Genomic DNA, 22,885 nt, shown 5'->3' with positions numbered 1-22,885 from the left:
GGCCGGTCAGCTCCCCTGGGAGATCGCCGCCAGGATCTCGGGATACCGGCGGAAACCACGATCACCGGCGAGGCGGCGGCCTCCCCAGGAGACCAGCAGCCCGTACGGCACGGCCAGCACGCTGACCCAGGTGACGCCGAGAAGCACCGGCAGCGCGATCGGCAGCGACAGCAGGCCGCCGCCGATCATCGCGCCCATCGAGGCCGCGAAGGCGACGCCGCCCTGCCCGGGGGCGGCCCCGGTGAAGGCGTTGAGCCGCTCGGGCACCGTGTACGGCACGAGCACGCTCGTCAGGGCGCCCACGCCGAGGCCGACGCCGAGGACTCCCCAGGCGCTGAGCGCGGCGGGGACGGCCCAGAGCAGGTCACCGGCCAGGAACGCGGCGACCACCGCGAGCAGGGCCAGCAGCGGTGTCGCGATCGTCGCGACGGCCAGGTGCCGCCCGGCCAGGTCGATCCGCCAGGCGCGGCCGGTGCCGTAGACCATGGAGTTCATCCAGAGCGAGCGGCCGTCGATGCCGAAGGAGTTGGCCGACTGCAGGCCGATCATCATCGCGCCCAGGCAGGCCGGGCCGACCGCCAGGGCGAGACCCGCCGCGCCGTCGCCCCTGCTCAGCGAGAAGGCCATGAGGCCGGTGACCGCGATGGAGGCGAACCAGCCGACCCGGCCCCTGGGGTCGCGGCGGGCGTACTTGAGCTCCTTGCCGGCGACCGCGGCGAGCGGGCCGTCCGGCAGGACACGGGCCAGCAGGCCCCTGGAGTTGCGGACCGAGGCGGCCTCGGTGGAGGCGTCCGGGGTGACCAGCGCCCGGCGGAGCGCGACGATCCAGAGCCACCCCACCACGCCGACCAGGACCGCGACGAGGGCCAGCTCGGCGAGGGCCGTCGGCCCGCCGCCGGTGATGGCGTGCGCGACCATGCCCGACGGGGTCCAGCGCAGCACCGAGGCGACCTCGTGCAGCAGCGCCTCCGGGTGGTTCGCCAGGCCGCCGTTGAGCAGCAGGTTGGGAAGCTGCGCGACCACGACGAAGAAGAGCACCGAGATGGCGAGCACGTCGCGGCCCCTGCGGGTGCGCAGCACGCCGGACAGGGCCGTGGTGACCAGCCGTGAGGTGACGATGCAGAGCGCGAAGAACAGCAGCACCGCGACGACGCCCAGGATCGCTCCGCCGACGCCGGAGGTCAGGCCCGCCAGCGCGCCGAACATGATGATCAGCGTGGCGATCGGCCAGACACCGGTGACCGAGGCGGCGAACATGCCGGCCGCCAGCTGCCCGGCCCGCAGCGGGAACAGCGAGAGCCTCGACGGGTCGAGCGTGTCGTCCAGGCCGAAGGCCAGCAGCGGCACGACCGCCCAGCCCACCAGGAAGGCGGTGAGCAGCACGGTCGCGACGTCGGTCGCGACGTCCTGCGGGGCCAGCCGCAGCATGGCCAGGACGAGGAACCCGAAGAACGCGACGGCGACGGCGGCGATCACGGTGAAGATGAAACCGGCCAGGCGCATGCCGTTGCCCCGCAGGTTCCCGGCGATCAGCCGGAGCTTGAGCCGTACGAAGAGCCAGGGCCCCACCCGGACGGCGGCGGAGCCCTCCGAGGCGCCGTGTCCCCCCTGACCCCCCGTACCCTCACCGAGGGCTGCGGCCCCTCCGGCCCCTCCGGCGACGGGGTTTCCGGCGCCGTGGCCCGTTCCCGTGGCGCTCATGCCGAGGTCGCTCCCAGCCATGACAGGCCCTCCTTCCCCTCGCCGCCGTCCCGGGCGCCGACCAGGGCGAGGAACGCCTCGTTGAGGCTCCGCCCGGCGCGGACCCCGTCCAGCGGGCCCTGCGCGACGATCTGTCCCCTGTTCATCACCGAGACCCAGTCGCACAGGCGCTCGACGAGTTCCATGACGTGGCTGGAGAAGACGACGGTCGAGCCGGAGGCGGTGTAGCGCCGCAGCACCTCGACCAGCGTGTTGGCGCTGACCGGGTCCACCCCCTCGAAGGGTTCGTCCAGGAAGAGCACCCTGGGGTTGTGCAGCAGCGCGGCGGCCAGGCCGATCTTCTTGCGCATGCCGGTGGAGTAGTCGACGACGAGCTTGTCCGCCGACTCCGTCAGGTCCATGACCCGCAGCAGCCCCTCGGCCCGCTGCTGCACCTCCGCCCTGGGGATGCCCCGGAGCTGGCCGTTGTAGGAGAGCAGCTCGCGGCCGGAGAGGCGCTCGAACAGGCGCAGTCCCTCGGGGAGCACGCCGATGCGGGCCTTGACCTGGGCCGGGTCGCGCCAGACGTCGAGGCCGTCGATGTGGACGACACCGCCGTCCGGCCGGAGCAGACCGGTGACCATGCTGAGCGTGGTGGTCTTTCCCGCGCCGTTGGGGCCGACCAGCCCGGCGAAGCTCCCCCGGGGGACGACGAGATCGACACCACCCACAGCCACCTGGTGCCCGAAACTCTTCAACAGCCGCTCTGTGCGTACCGCCTCGGCGATGTCCGTCATGACGCCTACTTTGCCAGAATTACCTGTTTAACGAACATGGCTCCGCTCACCGGCCGAACGGTCGCCCCCGGTGAATATCCGGGTTGGCGGAGGGTTAATCTGCTGAGAACGAGCGGGAGGCGGCCCCTGCGCCACGGGCGGGGCGGGTCGCGCGAAAGAGGGCGTGCCCCACCCGGGCGCGCCTGCGAACGCAGTGTGACCGAGCGAGGAGTGCTGAGCGGCCCGATGAGCGCTGAACCGATAGCCCCCGGGGTTGACATCCGCACCACCGCGGGCAAACTCGCCGACCTGGAGCGCCGCCTGGACGAGGCCGCGCACGCCGGCTCCGCGCGCGCGGTGGGCAAGCAGCACGCCAAGGGCAAGATGACCGCCAGGGAGCGGGTGCTGGCCTTCCTGGACCACGGCAGCTTCATGGAGTTCGACGAGCTGGCCAGACACCGGTCGACGAGTTTCGGCCTGGAGCGCGAGCGTCCGTACGGCGACGGCGTGGTGACCGGTCACGGCACGGTGGACGGCCGCCCGGTGGCGGTGTTCTCCCAGGACTTCACCGTGTTCGGCGGGTCGCTGGGCGAGGTCTTCGGTGAGAAGATCGTCAAGGTGATGGACCACGCGCTGAAGACCGGCTGCCCGGTGGTGGGCATCAACGACTCCGGCGGGGCGCGCATCCAGGAGGGCGTCGTCTCGCTGGGCCTGTACGCGGAGATCTTCAAGCGGAACGTGCACGCCTCCGGGGTGATCCCGCAGATCTCACTGATCATGGGGCCGTGCGCGGGCGGCGCGGTCTACTCCCCGGCGCTCACCGACTTCGTGCTGATGGTGGCGGAGAAGTCGCACATGTTCATCACCGGCCCCGACGTGATCAAGACGGTCACCGGCGAGGAGGTGACGTTCGAGGAGCTCGGCGGCGCGCGCACCCACAACTCCAGGTCGGGCGTGGCCCACTACGAGGCCGCCGACGAGGCCGACTGCCTGGAGTTCGCCAGGGCGCTGCTGTCCTACCTGCCGTCCAACAACATGGACGGGGCGCCGGTCCTCGACGCCGACGTCGCGCCGGAGACCACCGCCGAGGACCTGGAGCTGGACACGCTGATCCCGGACTCGGCGAACCAGCCGTACGACATGCACACGGTGATCGAGCACGTGGTGGACGACGGCGAGTTCCTGGAGTTGCACGCGCAGTTCGCGCCCAACCTCCTGGTGGGCTTCGGCCGGGTCGAGGGACGTTCGGTGGGGGTCGTCGCCAACCAGCCGATGAGTTTCGCCGGGACACTGGACATCGCGGCCTCGGAGAAAGCCGCCAGGTTTGTCCGTACATGCGATGCCTTTAACATTCCTGTTCTGACATTTGTAGATGTGCCGGGATTTTTGCCAGGAACCGACCAGGAATGGAACGGGATCATTCGCCGCGGCGCCAAACTGCTGTACGCCTACGCCGAGGCGACCGTGCCGCTGGTCACGGTGATCACCCGCAAGGCGTACGGCGGCGCCTACGACGTGATGGGCTCCAAGCACCTGGGCGCGGACGTCAACCTGGCCTGGCCGACGGCGCAGATCGCGGTGATGGGCGCGCAGGGCGCGGTCAACATCCTCTACCGGCGCGAACTCGCCTCGGCCGAGGACCCCGACACCGCGCGGGCCCGGTTCGTCGCCGAGTACGAGGACACGCTAGCCAACCCGTATCTCGCGGCCGAACGGGGGTATGTGGACGCCGTGATCCGCCCCTCCGACACCCGGGTCCAGATCGTCAAGGCCCTGCGCGCGCTCCGCAACAAGCGCACGACCCTGCCCCCGAGGAAACATGGGAACATCCCGCTATGACACATCTGAGAATCGTCCGCGGGGACGCCACCCCGGAGGAGGTCGCCGCACTGGTGATCGCACTCGCCACACAGACCGCTCCCACCCCAGAAGCACCACCAAAGCAGGAGAATTGGCGTAACCCCCTACACGCCATGCGAAAGCCCCTTCCTGTCGGACAAGGCGCATGGAGATCAAGCGGGCTACCCGGATAGATCCGCGGAACCGGGTGTCAAGTTACATGAGACTTGGGACTATCTAAGAAATGGGCGCATATAGTCAGCCCGATCAGCTGGTTCCGAGGCCTGGAGGACGACATGACCATCCTGGACCTCACGTCCCACCCCGTCGCCGCCAAGTACGCCGTCCTGGTGGACGTGGGGTATCTCTACGCCGCGGCGGGAGAGGTGCTGCTGGGCGCCAAGGAGCGCAAGGAGTACCGGGTCGCGGCCGACGAGCTCATCCAGGCCCTGCAGAAGCACGCGGAGAGCCGTATTCACGGTGAACTGCTGAGAATCTACTGGTACGACGCCGCCCGCGACCGGGTGCCCACCGTGGACCAGCGCGTCATCGCCCAGCTCCCCTGGGTCAAGGTGCGCCTGGGCAACCTGAACGCGCGAGGTCAGCAGAAGGGGGTGGACGCGCAGATCAGGAGCGACCTGGAGGCGCTGGCCAGGCACCACGCGGTGAGCGACACGATCCTGCTCGCCGGTGACGAGGACATGGTCCCCGCCGTCGAGGCCGCCCAGGCGTACGGCGTGCGCATCCACCTGTGGGGCGTCGAGCCGCCGTACGGCACCAACCAGGCCGAACGCCTCGTCTGGGAGTCCGACACCGTCGAGATCATCAGCGCCGACTTCCTCCGCTCCTTCTTCAGCCGCGCCCCGGCCTCCGTGCCCGTCCCGATCCCTCCGGCCACCCCCTCCCCCGCGCAGGTCTTCGCCGGCCGTCCGCCCGCCGCGGTCAAGCCCAAGGCCCCCGCGGGCCAGGTCACCAAGCTCGGCCCCAGCCGCCCACGGGTCGAGGAGGTCGGCGAGCACGTGGCCCAGAAGTGGATCCTCACCCGGGGCCGCGACAACATCCGCGACCTGCTGCCCGGCCCGATCCTTCCCACGGTCATCGACACCGAGCTGCTGATCGAGGCCGAGAAGGAGCTGGGTCACTCCCTGCGCCCCTACCCCGAGGCCCGCGTCTGGCTCCGGGACGGCTTCTGGGCCCGGGTCTACCGGGAGTTCGAGATCGGGGTCGGCGTCTCCTCCAAGTGAGGGCCGGCCCAAGGCTCATCGGCCTCCCCTGACCGTGCTCTGCACCTCTCCCACCGGAACGTCACGGGTGGCGCTCGCCTGGATCGGCTGGTAGGCGCCGGCCACGTCGCCCTGCACCGCGACGGTCCAGACCGAGGTGACCGTCAGTTCGTAGACACCACGCGGCCGGTCGGCCGAGGCGCGCAGATACCGGACACCGCAGGTGAAACTCTGCCCCTTGGCGTACGGCCTGCCGCCCGGCCCGCACCGCTCCTCCTTCTCGGCGCGGTCGGAGGTCGTGCCCGGGTCGATCCGCACGTCGCCGAGGGTCGCGGTCACGGTGGCGCTCATGAACCCCGGGATCGTGGCCGTCACCGACCGGGTGGTCGCGCCCACGTCGCCCAGCCAGACCCAGGTCGGGAGATTGACGTAGCTCCTGGCGTCCGGGTTGAGGCGAATCTTCGGCTCGGGCACGGTCAGCGCGGCCCTGGCGATCTCGATGAGCTCCTCGACGGTGATCCCGGCGGGCGGGGTCGTGCCGGGCGGCACCCACACGAAGGGGTTCAGGCCGTTCCAGCAGGACAGGCCGTCGGGGTCGGCGCCGTTGTAGGCGGGCGCCCACCAGCGCCCCTGTCTGCCGACCTTCTCCTTGAACTGCTTGAGGAACTCCTGGTACCTCTCCTCCGTGGCCCCCGGCGTGTAGCGGAACCACCAGTCCCGCGCCGTCTCCTGGTTCCGCAGCATGTCGGCGGCGGTCTTACCGGGTTCGTACCAGCACGGCCGCTTGATCCGGTAGCCGTCGCTCTTGCCGCTGACCCCGGTCCCGGTGATGACGATCTGGGAGTTCTCCAGGCGGAGCCCGACCGTGGAGCCTCGCTGGACGACCTTGCCGCCGCCCCCGCCGGGGTCGTCCCCTCCGGAAGAGAGCAGCAGCAGCCCCGCAACGACCACATTCATGATCATCGAAGACATCCCTTCGCGGCTTCACTGGGAAGTTCGGCGTGCCGGAGCAGCTTGATCCGCCACACTCCGTCGTCGCCCCGCCGTACCCCGGCCACCTGGAGGAACGGCTTCCTGGTCCAGTCGGGCTGGTCGCCGACCGCCTTACCGGTGCCGGAGTCCACCAGCCGCATTCCGGACTCGTCCACGCAGACGTCGAGCTGCGCCCCGGGGCCGGTGACCGAGGCGACGTTCAGGGCGTACAGGCGGGCCGTGCCGCGCACGGTCCGGCGCTGGTCCAGGAACTCCTGAACCCACGAGTAGGCGTCCCGGCTCGCGGTGTCCTGGACCGTCTCCAGGTAGGCGGTGTCCCGGCCACCGGTCACGACCGCCCTGAACGAGCCGGTGAAGTAGCCGCGGAACGCGTTGATCATGCCGGTGGTGTCCGGGTCGGCCGTGGCGGGCCATTCGATCACAACCCGGACGCCGGGCTCGACCCGGACCGTCTCCACCCTGGCCGCGGGCCCGGTCATCGGCTCGGTGGTGGCCCCGGTCGCGGGTCCGGCCGTGGACCCGGCCGTCGGGTCGGCCGTCGGGTCGGTCTCGGCGGCGGCCCCGGCTTCCGGCGAGGAGCTCCGCCCGTCGGCCGGAAGGTCCACCGGGGTGAACGGGCGGGCGGGCCGCGAGGAGCAGCCCGCCAGCCCGGCCGACACCAGCGCCACCGCGGTCACCGCGGCCGTCACCGCCCCTCGGCCGTCGCGGGCGCTCATGCCGACGGCGCCGAACGGATCCGCCACGAGGGCAGCAGCTCGTCGATCAGGGCCTCGGTCTCCGGGGCCATCCCACCACCCGGCTGGGCGGTGGCCCGCCGGTGGAGCGCCTCCACCACGGTACGCAGCCGGGCCGGGTCGCCGGCCAGATGGGTGGCCCGCAGCAGGTCCCGCCAGAGCCCCTCGTCGTCGGCGGCCAGCAGCAGCCCGGCCCGCACCGCGGCGACGGCCTGCTCGGCCGAGCCCTCGGCCATCCGGATCTCGCAGAGCCGGTGGGCGGCGTCCGCGACGGCGGCGGTCACGTCGTACTCCAGGTCGTCGTCGGCCAGCCAGGCGTATCTACCGCGCGGCCGGCCGTTCAGCAGCGGGCCGCGCACCAGGCTCAGCGCCCGCTCCAGGAGCACGGCGCGCACGGCGGCGTCCGTGTGGGAGCGGCGGACGAGGTCACGGAAGATCATCCAGTCCGTGCACACCTCGGGACCGAGGCGGATCCGCCCCGAGTCGTCGGCGTAGAGGTTGGGCCGTCCGGCGCTGTCGGTGCCGAGCCACGCCACGACCCTGGCGATGGTCGCGTCCCTGACCGTCGGCTGCACGCCGCGCGGCCACAGGATGCCGCCCAGCACGACCGGGTGGACACCGCCGGGGTGGGTCGCCAGATAGACGAGGAGCTCGGCGGCGAGCACACCCCGGCCCTCCTCCATCGGCGACGGACCGGTGATCTCGACGGGGCCCAGGAGCCCCACCTCGACCGAGACCGTCTGCGGCACCGGTTCCGGTTCCGGCTCGTCGGCCAGGGGCTCCCCCTCGAACCGGTCGGCGGTGCGGAAGAGGTCGATCAGGGCGCTGTAGTGGCGGCGGGGCAGAAGCTGTGCCGCCACCTCGAAGCCGAGCGCGTCGACCGTGGCCCGGCCGTCCTCGGTGATCTCCCAGTTCCAGGTGGCGTGCGGAACGTCACCGGCCACCACGTATCCGGCGGCGGTACGGGTGCCCTTCCTGGCGAGAACCGCCAGCCGGTGCCCCTCCTCGGCGGTCGGGGCGACCGCCGACAGCACGTAGTGCGGCGGCCAGATCGGGTCGGCGGCCCGCCCGTGGATCCGGCCGGTGAGCACCTCGCCGCCCTGCCCGCGCTCGTCGGCCCTGGCCTCCAGCTCGGGCAGGATCTCGGCCAGGCCGTCCACGTACCGGATCCGGTCGGGGGCGATCACGGCCAGCTCCTCCCCGAAGCCGACGAGCGTGATGCTCATCCGGTCCGACCAGCGGTTGGTGGCCAGCTCCACCGCGAGCGCGGCGAGGGCCTCGGTGGTCCGGAAACCCCTGAGACCGATCAGCCCGTGGGCCGCCTCAAGGTCCACCAGCACCCGGCCCTCGCCGTTGGAGCCCAGCGAGACCAGGCCCGGGTACGGCGCCGGCGCCTCGGAGAGCGACCGCTCGTCGAGCATCCGGCCCTCGTGGGCGGGGAGCCGCCAGACCTGGCCGCCGTCGTGGGCGCCCCAGGGCGCGGGGGCCTCGGAGTCGGGCGGGTGGATCCACAGGTCGAGGCTCTGCGGGGACAGGTGCGCGGCGTAGATCGTGGGCGGGACGCGGTCGTGGGCCGCGAGCGACCTGCCGAGGAGCCGGAGCCCGATGTCCAGCATGCGGCTGCCCGGGGCGTCGGCGCCGAGCCGGAGCGCGAGCTCGGCCTGGGCCGCGTCCTTTCTCGGCCGGGTGATCCGCCGTCCGAAGGCCCGGTGCCACAGCTGCTGCCTGCGCCTGCGCCCGAGGGCGGCCAGCAGGCCCGCCGCCGCCAGCGAGGCACCCGCCAGGTAGTCGAGCACGCCGAGCCCGGAGTCCTGCCCGGACTCCCCCTGGCCGGCCGCGACGTGCGGCCCGCGCTCGGCGCCGGAGGCCGTGTCCCCGGACGAGTTCCGGGAGGAGGGGGCCGTCTCACCGGACGGGCTCTGAGAGGGCCGGCCGGACTCTCCGGGTGACCTCTGCGAGGGGTGGGCGGGCCTGTCGGGTGTCTCGGCGGAACGGGCCGCCCCGTCACGGCCGGAGCCGGGCAGGACGGAGGTGTCCGGGGACCGGGTGGCCTCGGGGCTGGACTCCACCGGCAGGTCCGTCCGGCCGGGGGCGAAGGTCTGGGTGCGGCCGTCGAGCTCGGCGGGCCTGCCCGGGTGGTCCTTGAGGGTCTCGTCGCGCCCCTGGGCGGCCGGGACGAGGTGGACGTTCCTCGCGTCGTCCGGCATGTCGAGGACCCAGCCGGGCCTGATCAGGTCGGCCATGTGCAGGCGGCTGCCGTCCGGCTGCTCCTTGTGCTGGTTGAGCCGGTAGATCTCCGGATAGCGCCGTCCCTCGCCGAGGCACTTCTCCGCGATCTCCCACAGGCTCTCGTGGTGCCGTCCGTGTGGCGGCTGCACCACGTAGACCTTCTTGGCCTTCCGCACCGGCGCCAGGGGCGGCCGCTCCTGGTCGACCGGGGCGGACAGCGCGGTCGAGGCGGCGACGGGAGTGGTGGCCGGCGGACCGCTCGGCCGTATGATCGGCACGACCACCGCCGAGACGGTGAACAGCACCAGCACGGCCGAGACCAGCCGGTTGGCCAGCATCTGGGTGCCGCCGGAGAGCGGGACCCTGGCGGGCATCCCCACCCTGCGCAGCCCGGCGTAGATCTCGACGATCACGCAGACGGTCAGCTGGAGCCAGGCGAGCCAGACCAGCAGCACGAGGATCGCCACGACCGTGCTGGTGCCGACCTGGCTGGTCAGCAGGTCGAGCTTGAGCAGTTCGGCCGGGAGCGGCGGCCCGGCCAGCCGGAGCAGCGCGTAGGGAACCCCGCCGACGAGCGCGACGAGCACGACCAGCGCGCCGAGTCCGGCGAACAGATCGCCCACCGTGCGCCTCGGCTCTATGCGCGTGGGCTGTCGCGTGGACATGTGCCTCCCTCCTCATCCAGATTCGTCATCCGTCGTCCGCTCGACCAGTGATTCACGGCAATCGGTCTGGAACGTCCTCGGCGCTCCCACCCGGACGCGCTCCGGCGGCGCCGGGTCACGGAGGGGCCGGCCATCAGGCGCCCTGTCCGATGTCCGGACCGGCGGTGGCCGTGGCCTCCATCTCGGACCCGGGAAAACCCAGGGCGGCGAGGAAGAACGCCGTCCATCCGACGGAGATCCGTACGGTGACCTCGCCCTGACCGGCGCCGACCGCGCACTCGCCGAGCCGGACGTCCGAGGTGGCGTGGGCGGCGATGACCTCCCCCGCCTTGGCGCAGACCGTGTCCTGCCCCAGCAGCCGGGCCTGACCGGTGGCGCGGAGGTGTTCGACGTCGATCTGGTCGGCGGCCGACCTGGCCGCCTGCTCGGCGATGTCGGCGGCCCGCAGCCGGGCGTTGATCGCGGCCCCGCCGTCCACCAGGAGCCCGGCCAGCAGGAAGACCACCACCGAGAAGATCACCGTGAAGACCGACATCGACCCCCGGTCACCGGCGGCCCCGCGAGGGCGGTTCATTCGACCCTCCGGAACCGCTCCAGCGGGACGACCGAGTCGCCCTTCATGTCCTTGGCCGCGCCGAAGCCGAGGAAGTCCAGGTCGAGCGGGCAGCTCACCACCGCCCGGACCTGGCCGCCCGCCTCCCAGCGCGTGCCCTCCAGGCTGACGGCGGGCTCGCACTCCCCCGACAGCGCGGTCCTGGCCGCCTCGGCGGCGGCCGCCTCGGCGGCGGCCCGGGTGCGCTCGACGGAGGCCGCCCTGGCGGCGTCCCTGGCCGCGCCGTTGACCTCGCCCTGGGCCTCGACCACCCGTCCGGCGCCGACCACGAACAGCAGGAACAGCAGGAAGACCGGTGCCAGCAGCACCGTCTCGGCCGACAGCGACCCGCGGTCACCGGGATGCCCCTGCCCGGCCCCCCGCGAGGAGACGGCCTCGGAGCCGTGTCCGTGCCGTCCCCGCCGGGCGGGGGGCCGCGAGGTCACCGGCACCCCTCGCTCCCGTCGTCGGGGCGGAAGCACTCCACGGGACCGCCGAACCGCGAGGTAACGGTGAAGGTGGTGGACGGCAGCAGCGGGACGACCTGGACCGCCGTGGCCGTGATCTCGACGCCCCTCCGGTCGCCCTCCTCCCAGGTGGTCACGGTGGCGCCGTCGAGGAGCTTCGGGCCGATGGCCTTGAGCACCCGCTCGGCGCGGTCCGTGGCGTCCCCCTGCCAGGACTCGGTGTCGATCCGGGCGAGCCTGGCCCCCTCCCTGGCGGCGGCGTCGGCCACCTGACGGCCGTGGAACCAGAGGGCGAACTGCACGATGAGCAGGACGGCCGCCAGCACCACCGGCATGATCATCGCTAGCTCGACGACGGCGGCGCCCCGCTCGCGATCACGATTTCGGACCGCCATCAGGGACACCTCCGCCGTCCGTGCCGCCGTTGCCGAACTGGTCGGAGATCTCCGCCTGCCGGCCCTCGACCAGGCTCTTGATGAGCGTGGCCAGGCCGAGCGCGACCCCGGCGATGATGGCCGTGATGATGACCCACTCCACCGCCGAGGCGCCTCGGCTGGGGGCGGTGCGGGCCTTCTCGATCCGCACGCTCAGGAAGGCGGTCGCGTAGACGATCCACGGATGGCTCAGCATGGTCAGGACCCCAACATTTTCATAGCTGCCGGAAAACTCAAGAAGATCACAAAGCCGGCGCAGAGCAGAAGCTGAGCGACGAGCATCGACTGGGACCGTTCGCCCGCCTGTCCCTCCACCTCGGCGAGCTCGCGCCGCCGCAGGGTCGCGGCGCGGGCGGCCAGGGAGGCGCGGACCTTCGCGCCGTCGTCGGCGACCAGTCCGAGCGCGGCGGACAGGTCCCGCAGCTCATCCACGTTGATCTCGTCGCCGAGCTGCCCGAGAGCCTGCCAGGGGGTGATGCCGACGATCCTGGCGTTGCCCAGCGCCTCACGGATGCGGGCCATCGCCCAGTTGGCCCCCTCGTCGTCGGCGCCCGGGGCGCCCACCGAGACCGCCATCATCAACGCCTCGGGCACGCCGCGCCCACCGGCCAGGTTCATCGCGACCAGGTCCAGGAAGGCCCCGACGACGTGCCGGAAGTCACGGCGCATCCGCGCGGCGTCCCGCCTGGTCTGCAGGTCGGGCAGGACGAAGAAGACCCCGGCCACGGCGAGGGCGGCCCAGAGCGGCATGGTGAGCGAGACGCCCCACCCCATCAGCGCCAGCCAGCCGAGCAGCAGCGGGAACGCCAGCAGCCCGGAGACCGCCAGCAGCACCTTGGTGGCCAGGAACCCCTCGAACGACCTGCCGAGCAGCGCCAGGTCGGCCTTGGCCGAGCGGACCTCCCAGCCCCTGGCCGCGTACAGGCGGGCCAGCCGTACGCCCAGGCCCCGGCGGAGCGCGCTGACCTCCTCGTCGGGCAGGACGAGCCGGGCGCGCGGGACCTCAATGCCGTCCCTGGCCGCGTCCAGCGCCAGCAGCCGGGTCACCAGCCCGGGGCGGGGCGGGAACAGCGCCCGCGTCAGCAGGAACAGGCCCAGCCCGAGCACTCCTCCGGCGAGCACCGCCCTGGTGGTCTCACTCACCGCGCGCCTCGCCTCCGGTGGACAGGCCCAGCAGCCGGGCGGGTTTGTCGAAGCGGGCCAGGCGGCGCATCCAGGCGAACCCGGCGCCGAAGAACGCGGCGACCACCACGAGCACGGCCTGGCCGAGGGCGTTGTCGTACTCGGCGACGTAGGAGGGGTTGAACACGACCAGCACGACGGCGAAGGCGACGGCCGTGCCGACCACGATCTGCACGCTGCGCCGGGTGGAGCGGCGCTCGGCCTCGACCCGGCGGCGCATGTCGAGCTCCTCGCGGGCCGAGACCGCGAGCGCGCCGAGCACGTCGCGCAGGCCGGGGCCGCGGAGCTTGGAGTTGAGGATGAGCGCGGCCACGACCAGGTCGGCCGAGGGGTCGTCGAGCTCGTCGGCGAACATCCGGAGCGCGTCGGGCAGCGCCATCCGGGTGTGCAGGCGGTCCACCAGGTCGCGCAGGTGCGGGCGGAGCGTCGGGGCCGCGGCCCGGATCGAGGAGGGGATCGCCTGCTCCAGACCGGCGGCCCCGGCGATGGTGTCGCGGAGCGACTCGGTCCAGGCCGCCAGCCCCTCCAGACGGTGCATCGCCGTGCGCTCCTCGGCCGCGCCGCCGGACAGGCCCCGCCAGCCCAGGGCGAGCAGTACGGCCCCCGCCGCCATGACCGGCCACCCGGTCACCACGAGCACCGCCACCCCGGCGATCGCGCCGACCGCCGACCGGGTGGACAGGGCCCGGATCAGCTCGCGCCTTCCGGCCCTCCTGCCGGGGAGGGCGGGGCGGGCGCGCACGCCGTACAGGGAGAGGCCGAGGAGGAACAGTCCGGCGCCGATCGCGGCTCCGGCGAGCATGACGAGCGGGTCGAGCAGCCCCGGGGGGAGGGGGATCACGTCCAGCCTCCGGGGTCGTAGCCGTGGTGGGCGAGCTCCTCCAGGCAGGAGAGCGGGGCGTGCGGCAGGACCCGGCCGTCGGGCGAGAGGGCGAACACCTCCGAGGAGAGCACCCTGCCGTCGACGCCGGCCACCTCGCGCACGCTCGACACGTAGCGGCGCAGTCTCCCGCCCGCCGCGTAGTCGTTGCGCTTCTCGACGAAGACCACGAAGTCGATCGCGCCGGCGATGAGCATGTGGGTGGCCTCGATGGGCAGGCGCTCGGTGGCCTGGAGCGCGTAGGTGGCGATGCGGTTGAAGACCTCCATCGAGGAGTTGGCGTGGATGGTGGAGAGCGAGCCGTCGTTGCCCTGGGTCATCGCGTTGAGCATGGTGACGATCTCGTCGCCGAGGACCTCGCCGACGATCACCCGGGACGGGTTCATCCGCAGCGAGCGGCGCACCAGCTCGGCCATGGAGATCTCGCCCTGGCCCTCGGAGTTGGGCAGCCGCTGCTCGAAGGCCACCACGTTGGGGTGGAGCTCGGCGAACTGGTCCAGGCCGAGTTCGAGGGCGCGCTCCACGGTGATCAGCCGCTCGGACGGCGGGATCTCGTTGGCCAGCGCGCGGAGCAGGGTCGTCTTTCCCGCGTTGGTGGAGCCGGAGATCATGATGTTCTTCCGCGCCAGCACGGCCGCCGAGAGGAACCGGCCCAGCTCCGGGGTGAGGGTGCCGTTTCCCACCAGGTCGCTGAGGAAGACCTTGCCCAGCCGGGAACGGCGGATGGACACGCTCGGGCGGACCGTCACGTCCATGACCGCCGAGAGCCGGGAGCCGTCCGGCAGGCGCAGGTCCAGCTGCGGGTTGGCGGTGTCGAACGGCCGGCTGGACAGGCCGCTGTAGGCGGCGAGGATCTGGATCAGCTCGATCAGCTCCTCGTCGGACTCGGCCACCGGCTCGCGCATGATCTCCTGGCCGTCGGCGTAGCCGACGAAGACCCGGTCGCAGCCGTTGATGTCGATGTTCTCGACGTCGGGGTCGTCCAGCAGCGGCTGCAGGCGGCCGACGCCGAACAGCGCCGCGTGGATCCCGGCGGCGAGCGCCTCCTCCTCCTCGGCGGTGGGCGGGGTCCGGCCGACGCCGATCTCTCCCCTGGCGAACTCCTCAAGCACCTGCGCGATCAGCGCGCGGGCGAACTGGCGCTCGTCCTCGCCGGTCATCGGTGTCAGGCCGCCGGCCTGGTCCAGCCGGCGCTGGTGGGCCAGGCGGTCTCCCACCTCCTGCCGGAAGCGCTTCACCAGGGTGTGGTCGATGGTCATGCGGCGGGCTCCGGGGCACGGACGTGGGCGGCGAGGCGACCGGCCAGCTCCCGGGCGGTGCGGATCAGCAGGGAGCGGTCCAGGCGGCCTCCCCACTGGCCGCGCAGCAGCTCGGCGCCCTTGGGGTCGTGCGCGAGCCCGCTGACGAAGGCGACCTGCCTGCCGGTGGAGAGGACGATCCGGCGGACCTCGTCGATCGTGGTGCGGTACTGACGGGGGTCGGCGATCACCACCACCCCGGCCCGCACCGACGGGGGCAGCACCTGCAGGCGCTCCCGCAGGTGGGCGACGTGGTCCAGGCTCGCCCTGGTGAACAGCACCACCAGCGCGGCCTCCGTCAGCAGCTCGGCGGTCTCCGGGTGGCCGCCGAGACGGCCGCGGTCGGCCAGCACGTCGGCGTGGGGCAGCGCGGCCAGCGCGCGGCCGAGCGGCCCCCAGAGCCAGGTCAGCCCGGCGGCCTGCTCGCCGTGGGTCAGCCCGGCCAGCACGTCCAGGCCGCCGACGATCCTCTGGGTGTGTTCGTGGATCTGCTCGGGTCGCAGGCCGCGGCGGGCCGTCGCCCCCAGGGTGAGCAGCCCCCTCCCCGGGTTGAGCACGCCGCCGTCGGCGGCGGGCAGGCGGTAGGCGAGGTCCCCGCCCGCGGGGTCGCACTCGGCCAGCAGCACCGGGCGCGGCCAGATCGCGCCGAGCGCGGTGGCGGCCGTGGTCACGCCGGGAGCGCCCTTGTCCGCGGCCAGCACGATGAGCGCCACGTCAGCGCGCCCCCGGCAGCACGGCCAGCGCGATCTCACCGGTGGAGGAGTAGGCGGCGATCACGGGCGACAGGGTGGCGTCCACGATGATCGCGACCTGGCCGGTCGAGCCGTTCCTGCCGGGCGCGCCGATCCGGTGGACGAGCGCGCTCGCCGCGAGCGTACGGCTCTGCGGGGTGCCGCCGCCCCGGCCCGGCACGTAGATGACCTGGACGCGGTCGCCCTCGGCGAGGGTCAGGGGCATCTGGCCGGGCTTGAGGGAGAGGCCGACGACGGCCTTGCCGGGGCCCAGCTCCCGGCTGGAGGAGACGACCATCTCCCTGGTGAGCAGGGTGCCGGGCAGGAGGGTGACCCTGGCGAAGTTCTCCGCGACGCGGGCGCGGTCGGCCCAGGCCACGTAGGCGACGCCGGTGTCGGCGATCTGGACCTCCTGCATGGCCGTCTCAAGCATGGGCTGGCCGGCCCCGATCTGCCGGCCGATCTTGATCGCGGAGATCCGGTCCCCGCTCCGCAGGACCAGGAGGGTGGTGGCGAGCGCGCCGCCCAGGATGAGCAGCAGGGCGAGGGCCGCGAGCGCGGGTTTGCGCTCGCGCGGGGGCACGGGAAGCTTGCGCGACGCCGGCCCGGAAAGGGGGGCCGGCGAGCCCGGCCGCTCGGCGCCCGCCGGAGCGCGGCCCGAGGGCTTCTCACTGGTCCTCATGGGCAGGGGGACTCCCAGAGTGATCTCAAACACGGAGGCTACCGCTCGAATTTACGCCATTATCCGCACCGCACCTCCGAACTTCCGGACAAAAGCCAGGACCCATGCTCGTTTGACAGGAACGGGTCTGTCAACGTGGCCTCAGCGGAAACCACCGGCTTCACTGGATGACAAGTGACTTATCGGGATGATAAGGACTCCAATTAACTCACGTACCATCTATCCCAGTGTTTACCCGCCCCATTACCAGGGAAGGCCCCACCCCCTTCACCCCTCAAAGTCCGACATAGTCGACAAACGTGTCGAATTGTCCGTTTCAGTCTCACTGCTCGAAAACCGTGGAGAAAGTTTACGTTGCCGGGGACCGGTCCCGTGGAAGGCCAGGTCAACCGGATCGTTATGCGGAATCCGACGTGTGCGCCCAGGAACGGTGGAGCGATCCCCAGTCTGGGGGCTGGGCCGGAGGCGAAGAGCGAGTTCAGTCGGTGATTGCCTTACGGAGCGCGTCACGTAGCTGGCCGCGGGTGGTCACACCGAGCTTGGGAAAGACGTTGTAAAGGTGCGATGCGACAGTGCGGTGTGACAGGAACATCTGGTCGGCGATCTCTCGGTTGGGCAGGCCCGCTGCGGCCAGTTGCGCGATCTGGTACTCCTGCGGAGTCAGCCGCACCAGTCCATCGTCCGGCCTGCGACGCGTATTGACGCCGGCGCCCCGCAGCTCGGCGCGCGCCCGGTTGGCCCACGGCTGCGCCCCTTGCGTTTCGAACAGCTCCAGTGCCTTCCGCAGTTCGGCGCGCCCGGCGCTGATACGGCGGTGCCGGCGCAGCCATTCACCGTAGACCAGTCGGGTCCTGGCCTCCTCAAGGGGCCATTCGGCCAGGCCGGGCTCGGCGAGGGCCATGTCGAACGAGGCGATCGCCGCGTCGTTGCCGGAGGCGAGGAGCCCATTCGCCCGATGGAACCTGACCCGGAGGTAGGAGGAATCGTACGCGCCGAGGTCGGATATGAGGGCGGTGACGAGCTTTCTGCCTGCGACGACCAGGTTCGCGTGGACCGCGGCCTCGGCCAGGTCGGAGATGGCCCACAGCTCGGTCAGCCCGTCCACACAGGGTGATCCGGGCTTGGCGAGGTCGCTGAACGCCTCGAACGCCTCCCGGTAACGGCCGCCGACGAGCGCGGAGATGCCCTCGGCGCGACGGATGTCGGCGCGGATGAAGGCCGGCGGGGTGCTGTCCAGCAGCTGTTTCGCATGGTCGAGTGAGGTCAGGGCACGCTCATCGTCGCCGCGGAGCGTCAAGACGTGCGCGTTCAGCACAGCGCAGATCCCCTTGTAGTACTTCTCATCGGACTCGGAGGCCAGCCGCGACGCCTCTTCGATGGCCATGTTCGCGGAACGGAGGTGCCCGCCGGCGATGTGGAGCCTGGCCATCCGATACAGCGTGACCGTGAGCTGGCCGGCCGCTCCGGCGCGCCGGAGCATCTCAACGACCGCGCGCCACGCGGCGGTCGCCGTCGGAAGCAGCTGAAGCGCCTCGGCGGCACAGCCGAGTCCCATCAGGAGCGGTGCGAACGGCGGGGCCCGCTCGACCATGGCGACGACCGTCGGCGCCAGGGACCGGTGTTCCCGGGGCAGGACCATGCTCAGGTTGACCACCCGCACCGGATGGTCGGAGGGCTGGCCGAGCGCCTCGATCGCGGCGACGATCTCACGCCGTGAGACGAGGGAGCCGGCGTTCTGGAAACATTCGGCGGCCGCGCAACCGACCACGTACGAAGCCAGGTCGGGATCGCTCGTGGCGACCCGGCGGGCGACGGCCACCAGTTCGGACAGGTCGACGACGGACCCCCCGCGACTCATCGCCTCGGTTGCCTCCGCGAACAGCAGTCGCGCGGTGAGCACGGGGTCGTCGGTGAGCGCGCGCGTCTCGTGGATGAAGCGGCGCATCACCGAGGTCAGCCCTGCCCGTTGTGCCGCCTCCACCGCCATGGTGAGCCGCTGTGCCCGGCGCTCGGGCGACGGCGACAGCCGAGCGGCTCGTTCGAAGGCATGGACCGCCGTACGGGTGCCACCCCGTGAGCTGGCGCTTTCGGCGACGGACTGAAGGGTGGCGGCGACCCGTTCGTCGCGTCCGGCCGTCGCGGCGGCGCGATGCCAGACCGACCGGGTGACATCGTCGGACAGGACGTCGGCGAGGGTACGGTGCGCGCTCATCCGTTCGGAGAACGCGGCGGTGGTGTACACGGCGGACTGGACCAGCGGATGCCGGAACGAGATGGTGTCGCCGACACAGAACACGAGTCCTTCGTGCTCCGCCGGCGCCAGGTCTTCCACACCGAGCCCGTGCTGGGCGGCGGCCAGGAGGAGTTCGGTCAGCGACAGACTGTCGTTCGTCGCGGCGAGCAAGAGTACCTGCCGGGTACGTGCGGGTGTGGCGGACACGCGAGCGGCGAAGACCTCCCGGAGCCGTTCGGTCAGCGGCAGCCGAGACGGCAGGCCCGTCACGTCGGGCAACCCCTGGTCCCGCACCGCTTTCGGGAGCTCGACCAGCGCGAGCGGGTTGCCCTGCGCCTCGGCCAGGACGTGACCGCGCAGCGCTCCCGCCAAGGGCACCCCGACCTGGTCGAGCACCCGGTTGGCCTCGTCGAGCGCAAGCCCGGTCAGATACAGGCGTGGGATGGCCAGCTCGGTTATCGGGCCTCCTCCCCTTGACCGGCAGGCGGTGAGCAGCACGGCCGGGCTCGGGGCGAGGCGACGCGCGACGAAGCGCAGGACGTCGGCGCTGGAACGGTCGAGCCAATGAAGATCCTCGACCACCAGCAGAAGGGGACACTCGTGTGCCACGTCCTCCAGCAGGCTCAGCGCCCCGAGCCGGACGAGGAACGCATCGTGGGAGACATGGTCATCGAGGCCGAGCGCGGCACGCAACGCCGACGCCTGGAGGCTGGGCAGAGAGTCGACGCGGTCCCTGACCGGATGGAGGAGCTCGTGGATCCCCGCGAAGGCGAAGCATGACTCCGTTCTTGTGCCCCTGCAACGCAGGATGTGAAAGCCCTGCTCCGAGGCGGTGCCGACGGCGGCATCGATGAGTGTGCTCTTGCCAATGCCGGCGTCGCCGTGAATGAGCAAAGCCGAACCGCTCGTGCGCACGCCCTCAAGCATGGCGCGTATCCGGCGGAGCTCGGCGTCTCGGCCGATCATGCGCCCATGATCCATTGAGTCGGCTCCCGGGGCAATCCGCTTCTACGCCCAGACCTGAACTCCCAACATACCCAGGTTCAGTAATTTGACGGAAGAAGTCGGCATGCTCATATCCATACGGTCTTGATAGGTAAACCGCCTAATTACGGGGTCTACCCAATTGCGTCATGGAAAGGCGCAGCCCTGAAGGACCGCTCCGGTGCGCAGCCGGCCGTCCGCCGGCCCGCGAAACACCGTTTCGTCAGGACACGACGTCACCAACAGGGCCGGGGCCGTGCGCGCCGGTCTCCGCAGAAGGAGAGTCTGTGATCTCGAAGAGCAAGAAGAACATCCGTTCCATGGCCGTGGCGCTCGCCGCGACCGCCGCCTTCACCATCGCCATCCCGGCCGGCCCCGCCTTCGCCATCAATCACGTCCGATGCGTTGGCGGTGAGAACTTCCTGAAGATCTGGTCACACCTGGGCGGCCGCTACAGCGTCGACTGCTACGCCAACGGCGGAAAGACCGGCTTCGGCGGATGGTGGGTCGACCGGATCTCCACGGGCAACAACGACCTGATCTACTACGACGCCAACGGCGACTCGGTGAGGATCAATCGCTGGAACGACATCACCTTCCCGAACCGGCCTCCGAAGGTCATCGCCATCCAGATCGTGTGACACGCCGACATCCGGCCACCGCCGGAGTCGCCGGCCGGTCACGCCCCGCAGGCGTGACCGGCGGCGGGCAGGGCGACAGGCCGGCCAGGGGTGGGACCGGCGGGCACCGTGGGATGCGGATGGGCTACCTACGGGGGCGAGGCGTCCGCCGGTTCCGCATGTGGCCGGCGGGCGGAACGGCCGGGCGCAGAGCGGTTTTGCAGCGCGCTCCGTTGATCAAATTCGACCGGTTCCATGATCATCTTCTGAGAGGGGCAGCACAGACTTGCCAAACCTTTCCGCCAAGGCCAGGAAAGTCTGGTCGCGCACCCTTCCCGGCCTCCCCCGAAGCCGGGGCCGGCGTCTCCCGCGCCGGCCAACGGCCCTGATCGCAACCGCGGTCACCGTTGTCGTGGCGACGCTCGGCGCCCTCATCCCGGCCTCGCCCGCGATGGCCGCCGACCCCGCCCCACCGCGCGCGCTCCCGCAGAACGCCACCGAGGCGGACCTCAAATGGCAGCCAGCCCTCGACTACGACACCAACGGCTGTTACAACGTCCCTGCCATCGGACCGGACGGTCAGATCGCCGAGGGCCTGGACAACCACAACACCACAAGCTCCTATCTCTGCCGCGACAAAGCAGACCTGGACAACACCAACGCCTACTCCCGTCAACGGTGCAACTCCGGCTGGTGCGTCTATCTCTACGACTACTACTTCGAGAAGGACGTCTCCGTCGAGCACGTGCACGACCGCGGCGGCCATCGCCACGACTGGGAGCACATCGCGGTCTGGGTCCAAAACGACCAGGCGAAGTATGTGGCCGCGTCGGCGCACGGCAGGTATGAGGTCAGCCCGGCCGACAAGGTCCGCTGGGACGGCAACCACCCCAAGATCGTGTATCACAAGGACGGCGGTTTCACCCACGCCTTCCGCTTCGCCACGGCGAACGACGAACCGCCCGAGAACCATTACCAGCAGTGGCGCCGCTCGACCCTGGTCTCCTACAACGGTTTCCCAGATGGACTTCGCGACAAGCTGTTCAATCACAACTTCGGCGGCGCCACGATCGCGATCAAGGACTCCGAGTTCGCGAGTAACCTCAAAAATGCCATCCCCAAAGACAGCCGCATCGTGTGCATCCCCAGGGGGCAATGCTCGGAAATCCTGACCCCCAAGTTCCCGTTCGACTACACACGCGACGAGAACTCCCCTGGCGACCCGCCCGACACCTCGGCCCCGACCGTGCCCGGAAACCTGCGCTCGACCGGCGTCACCGCCGACAGTGTCGCGCTGGCCTGGAGCGCCTCCACCGACAACGCCGGAGTCACCGGCTACGAGGTCTACCGGGGCACCACGCTCGTCACCACCGTCACCGGCACCACCTACACCGACACCGGCCGGAGCGCGAGCACCGCCTACACCTACACCGTCCGTGCCCGCGACGCCGCCGGTAACCGCTCCGCCGCCAGCGCCGCCGTCACGGCCACCACGGGTGACATCGGCGGCGACAAGGTGCTCGGCTACTTCGCGGAGTGGGGCATCTACGCCCGTAACTACCGGGTCAAGAACATCGACACCAGCGGCTCGGCGGCCAAGCTGACGCACATCAACTACGCCTTCGGCAACGTGACGAACGGACAGTGCACGATCGGCGACAGCTGGGCCGCCTACGACCGCGCCTCCACGGCGGCCGAGAGCGTGGACGGCGTGGCCGACACCGGGGACATCGGCGCGCTGCGCGGCAACTTCAGCCAGCTGCGCAAGCTCAAGAAGAAGTACCCCGGCCTGAAGGTGCTCTGGTCCTTCGGCGGCTGGACCTGGTCCGGCGGCTTCGGCCAGGCCGCCCAGAGCCCGGCCGCGTTCGCCGACTCCTGCTACAAGCTGGTCGAGGACCCGCGCTGGGCTGATGTGTTCGACGGCATCGACATCGACTGGGAGTACCCGAACGCCTGCGGCGTGACCTGCGACACCAGCGGCCCGGCCGCGTTCGGGAACGTCATGTCGGCCATGCGCTCACGCTTCGGTTCCGGCAACCTGGTCACCGCCGCGATCACCGCTGACGGCACCAGCGGCGGCAAGATCGACGCGACCGACTACGCCGGCGCGGCGCAGTACGTCGACTGGTACAACGTCATGAACTACGACTACTTCGGCGCCTGGGCGGCGCAGGGCCCGACGGCCCCGAACTCGCCGCTCAACAGCTACTCCGGCATCCCGATCGCCGGTTTCCACGGCGACAGCGGGATCCAGAACCTCAAGAGCAAGGGGGTGCCGGCGAGCAAGATGCTGCTTGGCATCGCCTTCTACGGCCGCGGCTGGACCGGCGTCACGCAGGCCTCGCCGGGCGGCACGGCCACGGGGCCCGCGCCGGGGACGTACGAGGCGGGCGTCGAGGACTACAAGGTGCTCAAGGCCCGATGCCCGGCCACCGGCACGGTCGCGGGCACGGCGTACGCCCACTGCGGCGACCAATGGTGGGGCTATGACACGCCCGGTACGATCGGCGGCAAGATGAGCTACTCGAAGAACCAGGGCCTCGGCGGCGCGTTCCTGTGGGAACTCAGCGGCGACACCACCAACGGTGAGCTCATCACGGCCGTGAAGAACGGCCTGGGCTGACCCCGGCGGGCCGGCTCCCG

The 22,885-nt window shown here is 71.3% G+C and carries 20 protein-coding genes; 5 read left to right on the top strand and 15 right to left on the bottom strand.

What is annotated here, in order from left to right:
• Positions 1-6: 6 nt before the first annotated feature.
• Both ABZ194_RS03415 and ABZ194_RS03410 read right to left on the bottom strand, forming a co-directional pair.
• Entirely contained in the window at positions 7-1,722 is a 1,716-nt protein-coding gene (locus ABZ194_RS03415) for a hypothetical protein (protein WP_355591759.1), read from the bottom strand.
• The gene (locus tag ABZ194_RS03410; protein ID WP_355591756.1) at positions 1,698-2,477 is read right to left on the bottom strand and encodes an ABC transporter ATP-binding protein; all 780 of its coding nucleotides are present in this window, start codon (positions 2,475-2,477) and stop codon (positions 1,698-1,700) included. Before ABZ194_RS03410 ends, ABZ194_RS03415 begins: the two co-directional genes overlap by 25 nt.
• A gap of 225 nt (positions 2,478-2,702) precedes the next feature.
• Here ABZ194_RS03410 and ABZ194_RS03405 point away from each other — a divergent pair, with 225 nt between their 5' ends.
• From ABZ194_RS03405 to ABZ194_RS03395, 3 genes are all read left to right on the top strand, one after another.
• Positions 2,703-4,295 (top strand): acyl-CoA carboxylase subunit beta, encoded by a 1,593-nt coding sequence (locus ABZ194_RS03405; protein WP_355591753.1) that lies wholly within the window; start codon positions 2,703-2,705, stop codon positions 4,293-4,295.
• Positions 4,292-4,489 (top strand): acyl-CoA carboxylase subunit epsilon, encoded by a 198-nt coding sequence (locus ABZ194_RS03400; protein ID WP_355591750.1) that lies wholly within the window; start codon positions 4,292-4,294, stop codon positions 4,487-4,489. The genes ABZ194_RS03405 and ABZ194_RS03400 overlap by 4 nt, the downstream gene beginning before the upstream one ends.
• A 102-nt stretch (positions 4,490-4,591) precedes the next feature.
• Positions 4,592-5,539: an NYN domain-containing protein gene (locus ABZ194_RS03395; protein ID WP_355591747.1), complete on the top strand. Its 948-nt coding sequence runs from the start codon at positions 4,592-4,594 to the stop codon at positions 5,537-5,539.
• Between the two features lie 15 nt (positions 5,540-5,554).
• Here ABZ194_RS03395 and ABZ194_RS03390 read toward each other — a convergent pair whose 3' ends face one another.
• The 13 genes from ABZ194_RS03390 to ABZ194_RS03330 all read right to left on the bottom strand — a co-directional run bounded on the left by ABZ194_RS03390 (position 5,555) and on the right by ABZ194_RS03330 (position 19,604).
• Positions 5,555-6,475, bottom strand: a complete 921-nt coding sequence (locus ABZ194_RS03390) for a hypothetical protein (protein WP_355591744.1) — start codon at positions 6,473-6,475, stop codon at positions 5,555-5,557.
• A 2-nt stretch (positions 6,476-6,477) separates the two neighbouring features.
• Positions 6,478-7,254: a hypothetical protein gene (locus tag ABZ194_RS03385; RefSeq protein WP_355591741.1), complete on the bottom strand. Its 777-nt coding sequence runs from the start codon at positions 7,252-7,254 to the stop codon at positions 6,478-6,480.
• Positions 7,224-10,139 carry a bacterial transcriptional activator domain-containing protein gene (locus ABZ194_RS03380; RefSeq protein ID WP_355591739.1) on the bottom strand — a complete coding sequence of 972 codons (2,916 nt, stop codon included), beginning with the start codon at positions 10,137-10,139 and terminating at the stop codon, positions 7,224-7,226. Before ABZ194_RS03380 ends, ABZ194_RS03385 begins: the two co-directional genes overlap by 31 nt.
• A gap of 133 nt (positions 10,140-10,272) precedes the next feature.
• Entirely contained in the window at positions 10,273-10,713 is a 441-nt protein-coding gene (locus ABZ194_RS03375; protein WP_355591737.1) for a pilus assembly protein TadG-related protein, read from the bottom strand.
• Positions 10,710-11,177 carry a TadE/TadG family type IV pilus assembly protein gene (locus tag ABZ194_RS03370; RefSeq protein WP_355591734.1) on the bottom strand — a complete coding sequence of 156 codons (468 nt, stop codon included), beginning with the start codon at positions 11,175-11,177 and terminating at the stop codon, positions 10,710-10,712. Before ABZ194_RS03370 ends, ABZ194_RS03375 begins: the two co-directional genes overlap by 4 nt.
• Positions 11,174-11,593 (bottom strand): TadE/TadG family type IV pilus assembly protein, encoded by a 420-nt coding sequence (locus ABZ194_RS03365; protein WP_355591731.1) that lies wholly within the window; start codon positions 11,591-11,593, stop codon positions 11,174-11,176. Before ABZ194_RS03365 ends, ABZ194_RS03370 begins: the two co-directional genes overlap by 4 nt.
• The gene (locus tag ABZ194_RS03360) at positions 11,574-11,828 is read right to left on the bottom strand and encodes a hypothetical protein (protein ID WP_355591728.1); all 255 of its coding nucleotides are present in this window, start codon (positions 11,826-11,828) and stop codon (positions 11,574-11,576) included. The genes ABZ194_RS03365 and ABZ194_RS03360 overlap by 20 nt, the downstream gene beginning before the upstream one ends.
• Before the next feature lie 2 nt (positions 11,829-11,830).
• Positions 11,831-12,775 (bottom strand): type II secretion system protein, encoded by a 945-nt coding sequence (locus tag ABZ194_RS03355; protein ID WP_355591725.1) that lies wholly within the window; start codon positions 12,773-12,775, stop codon positions 11,831-11,833.
• A complete protein-coding gene (locus tag ABZ194_RS03350; protein WP_355591722.1) occupies positions 12,768-13,655 on the bottom strand; it encodes a type II secretion system F family protein in 888 nt (295 codons plus the stop codon). Before ABZ194_RS03350 ends, ABZ194_RS03355 begins: the two co-directional genes overlap by 8 nt.
• Positions 13,652-14,953 carry an ATPase, T2SS/T4P/T4SS family gene (locus ABZ194_RS03345; protein WP_355591719.1) on the bottom strand — a complete coding sequence of 434 codons (1,302 nt, stop codon included), beginning with the start codon at positions 14,951-14,953 and terminating at the stop codon, positions 13,652-13,654. Before ABZ194_RS03345 ends, ABZ194_RS03350 begins: the two co-directional genes overlap by 4 nt.
• A complete protein-coding gene (locus ABZ194_RS03340; protein ID WP_355591716.1) occupies positions 14,950-15,705 on the bottom strand; it encodes a hypothetical protein in 756 nt (251 codons plus the stop codon). The genes ABZ194_RS03345 and ABZ194_RS03340 overlap by 4 nt, the downstream gene beginning before the upstream one ends.
• Position 15,706: 1 nt before the next feature.
• Complete coding sequence (locus ABZ194_RS03335) at positions 15,707-16,405, bottom strand: hypothetical protein (RefSeq protein WP_355591713.1); 699 nt, start codon at positions 16,403-16,405, stop codon at positions 15,707-15,709.
• 478 nt (positions 16,406-16,883) lie between these two features.
• Positions 16,884-19,604: an AAA family ATPase gene (locus tag ABZ194_RS03330; protein WP_355591710.1), complete on the bottom strand. Its 2,721-nt coding sequence runs from the start codon at positions 19,602-19,604 to the stop codon at positions 16,884-16,886.
• A 305-nt stretch (positions 19,605-19,909) separates the two neighbouring features.
• Here ABZ194_RS03330 and ABZ194_RS03325 point away from each other — a divergent pair, with 305 nt between their 5' ends.
• Together ABZ194_RS03325 and ABZ194_RS03320 are read left to right on the top strand one after the other, a co-directional pair.
• The gene (locus ABZ194_RS03325; RefSeq protein ID WP_355591707.1) at positions 19,910-20,263 is read left to right on the top strand and encodes a beta/gamma crystallin domain-containing protein; all 354 of its coding nucleotides are present in this window, start codon (positions 19,910-19,912) and stop codon (positions 20,261-20,263) included.
• Between the two features lie 391 nt (positions 20,264-20,654).
• Positions 20,655-22,865 carry a glycosyl hydrolase family 18 protein gene (locus ABZ194_RS03320; protein WP_355591704.1) on the top strand — a complete coding sequence of 737 codons (2,211 nt, stop codon included), beginning with the start codon at positions 20,655-20,657 and terminating at the stop codon, positions 22,863-22,865.
• The last annotated feature ends 20 nt before the right edge of the window (positions 22,866-22,885 follow it).

Origin of the sequence: Streptosporangium sp. NPDC006007, assembly GCF_040614315.1 — a bacterium.
Classification (GTDB): domain Bacteria; phylum Actinomycetota; class Actinomycetes; order Streptosporangiales; family Streptosporangiaceae; genus Streptosporangium.
The sequence above is the reverse complement of the archived record's forward strand: the minus strand, read 5'-3'. Positions and strand labels throughout refer to the sequence as shown.

Coding starts and splice junctions, on each gene's coding strand:
- ABZ194_RS03365 (WP_355591731.1), bottom strand. CDS start 11,593: ATGGCGGTCCGAAATCGTGATCGCGAGCGGGGCGCCGCCGTCGTCGAG.
- ABZ194_RS03380 (WP_355591739.1), bottom strand. CDS start 10,139: ATGTCCACGCGACAGCCCACGCGCATAGAGCCGAGGCGCACGGTGGGC.
- ABZ194_RS03415 (WP_355591759.1), bottom strand. CDS start 1,722: ATGGCTGGGAGCGACCTCGGCATGAGCGCCACGGGAACGGGCCACGGC.
- ABZ194_RS03360 (WP_355591728.1), bottom strand. CDS start 11,828: ATGCTGAGCCATCCGTGGATCGTCTACGCGACCGCCTTCCTGAGCGTG.
- ABZ194_RS03395 (WP_355591747.1), top strand. CDS start 4,592: ATGACCATCCTGGACCTCACGTCCCACCCCGTCGCCGCCAAGTACGCC.
- ABZ194_RS03375 (WP_355591737.1), bottom strand. CDS start 10,713: ATGAACCGCCCTCGCGGGGCCGCCGGTGACCGGGGGTCGATGTCGGTC.
- ABZ194_RS03335 (WP_355591713.1), bottom strand. CDS start 16,405: ATGAGGACCAGTGAGAAGCCCTCGGGCCGCGCTCCGGCGGGCGCCGAG.
- ABZ194_RS03410 (WP_355591756.1), bottom strand. CDS start 2,477: ATGACGGACATCGCCGAGGCGGTACGCACAGAGCGGCTGTTGAAGAGT.
- ABZ194_RS03405 (WP_355591753.1), top strand. CDS start 2,703: ATGAGCGCTGAACCGATAGCCCCCGGGGTTGACATCCGCACCACCGCG.
- ABZ194_RS03390 (WP_355591744.1), bottom strand. CDS start 6,475: ATGAATGTGGTCGTTGCGGGGCTGCTGCTGCTCTCTTCCGGAGGGGAC.
- ABZ194_RS03330 (WP_355591710.1), bottom strand. CDS start 19,604: ATGATCGGCCGAGACGCCGAGCTCCGCCGGATACGCGCCATGCTTGAG.
- ABZ194_RS03345 (WP_355591719.1), bottom strand. CDS start 14,953: ATGACCATCGACCACACCCTGGTGAAGCGCTTCCGGCAGGAGGTGGGA.
- ABZ194_RS03400 (WP_355591750.1), top strand. CDS start 4,292: ATGACACATCTGAGAATCGTCCGCGGGGACGCCACCCCGGAGGAGGTC.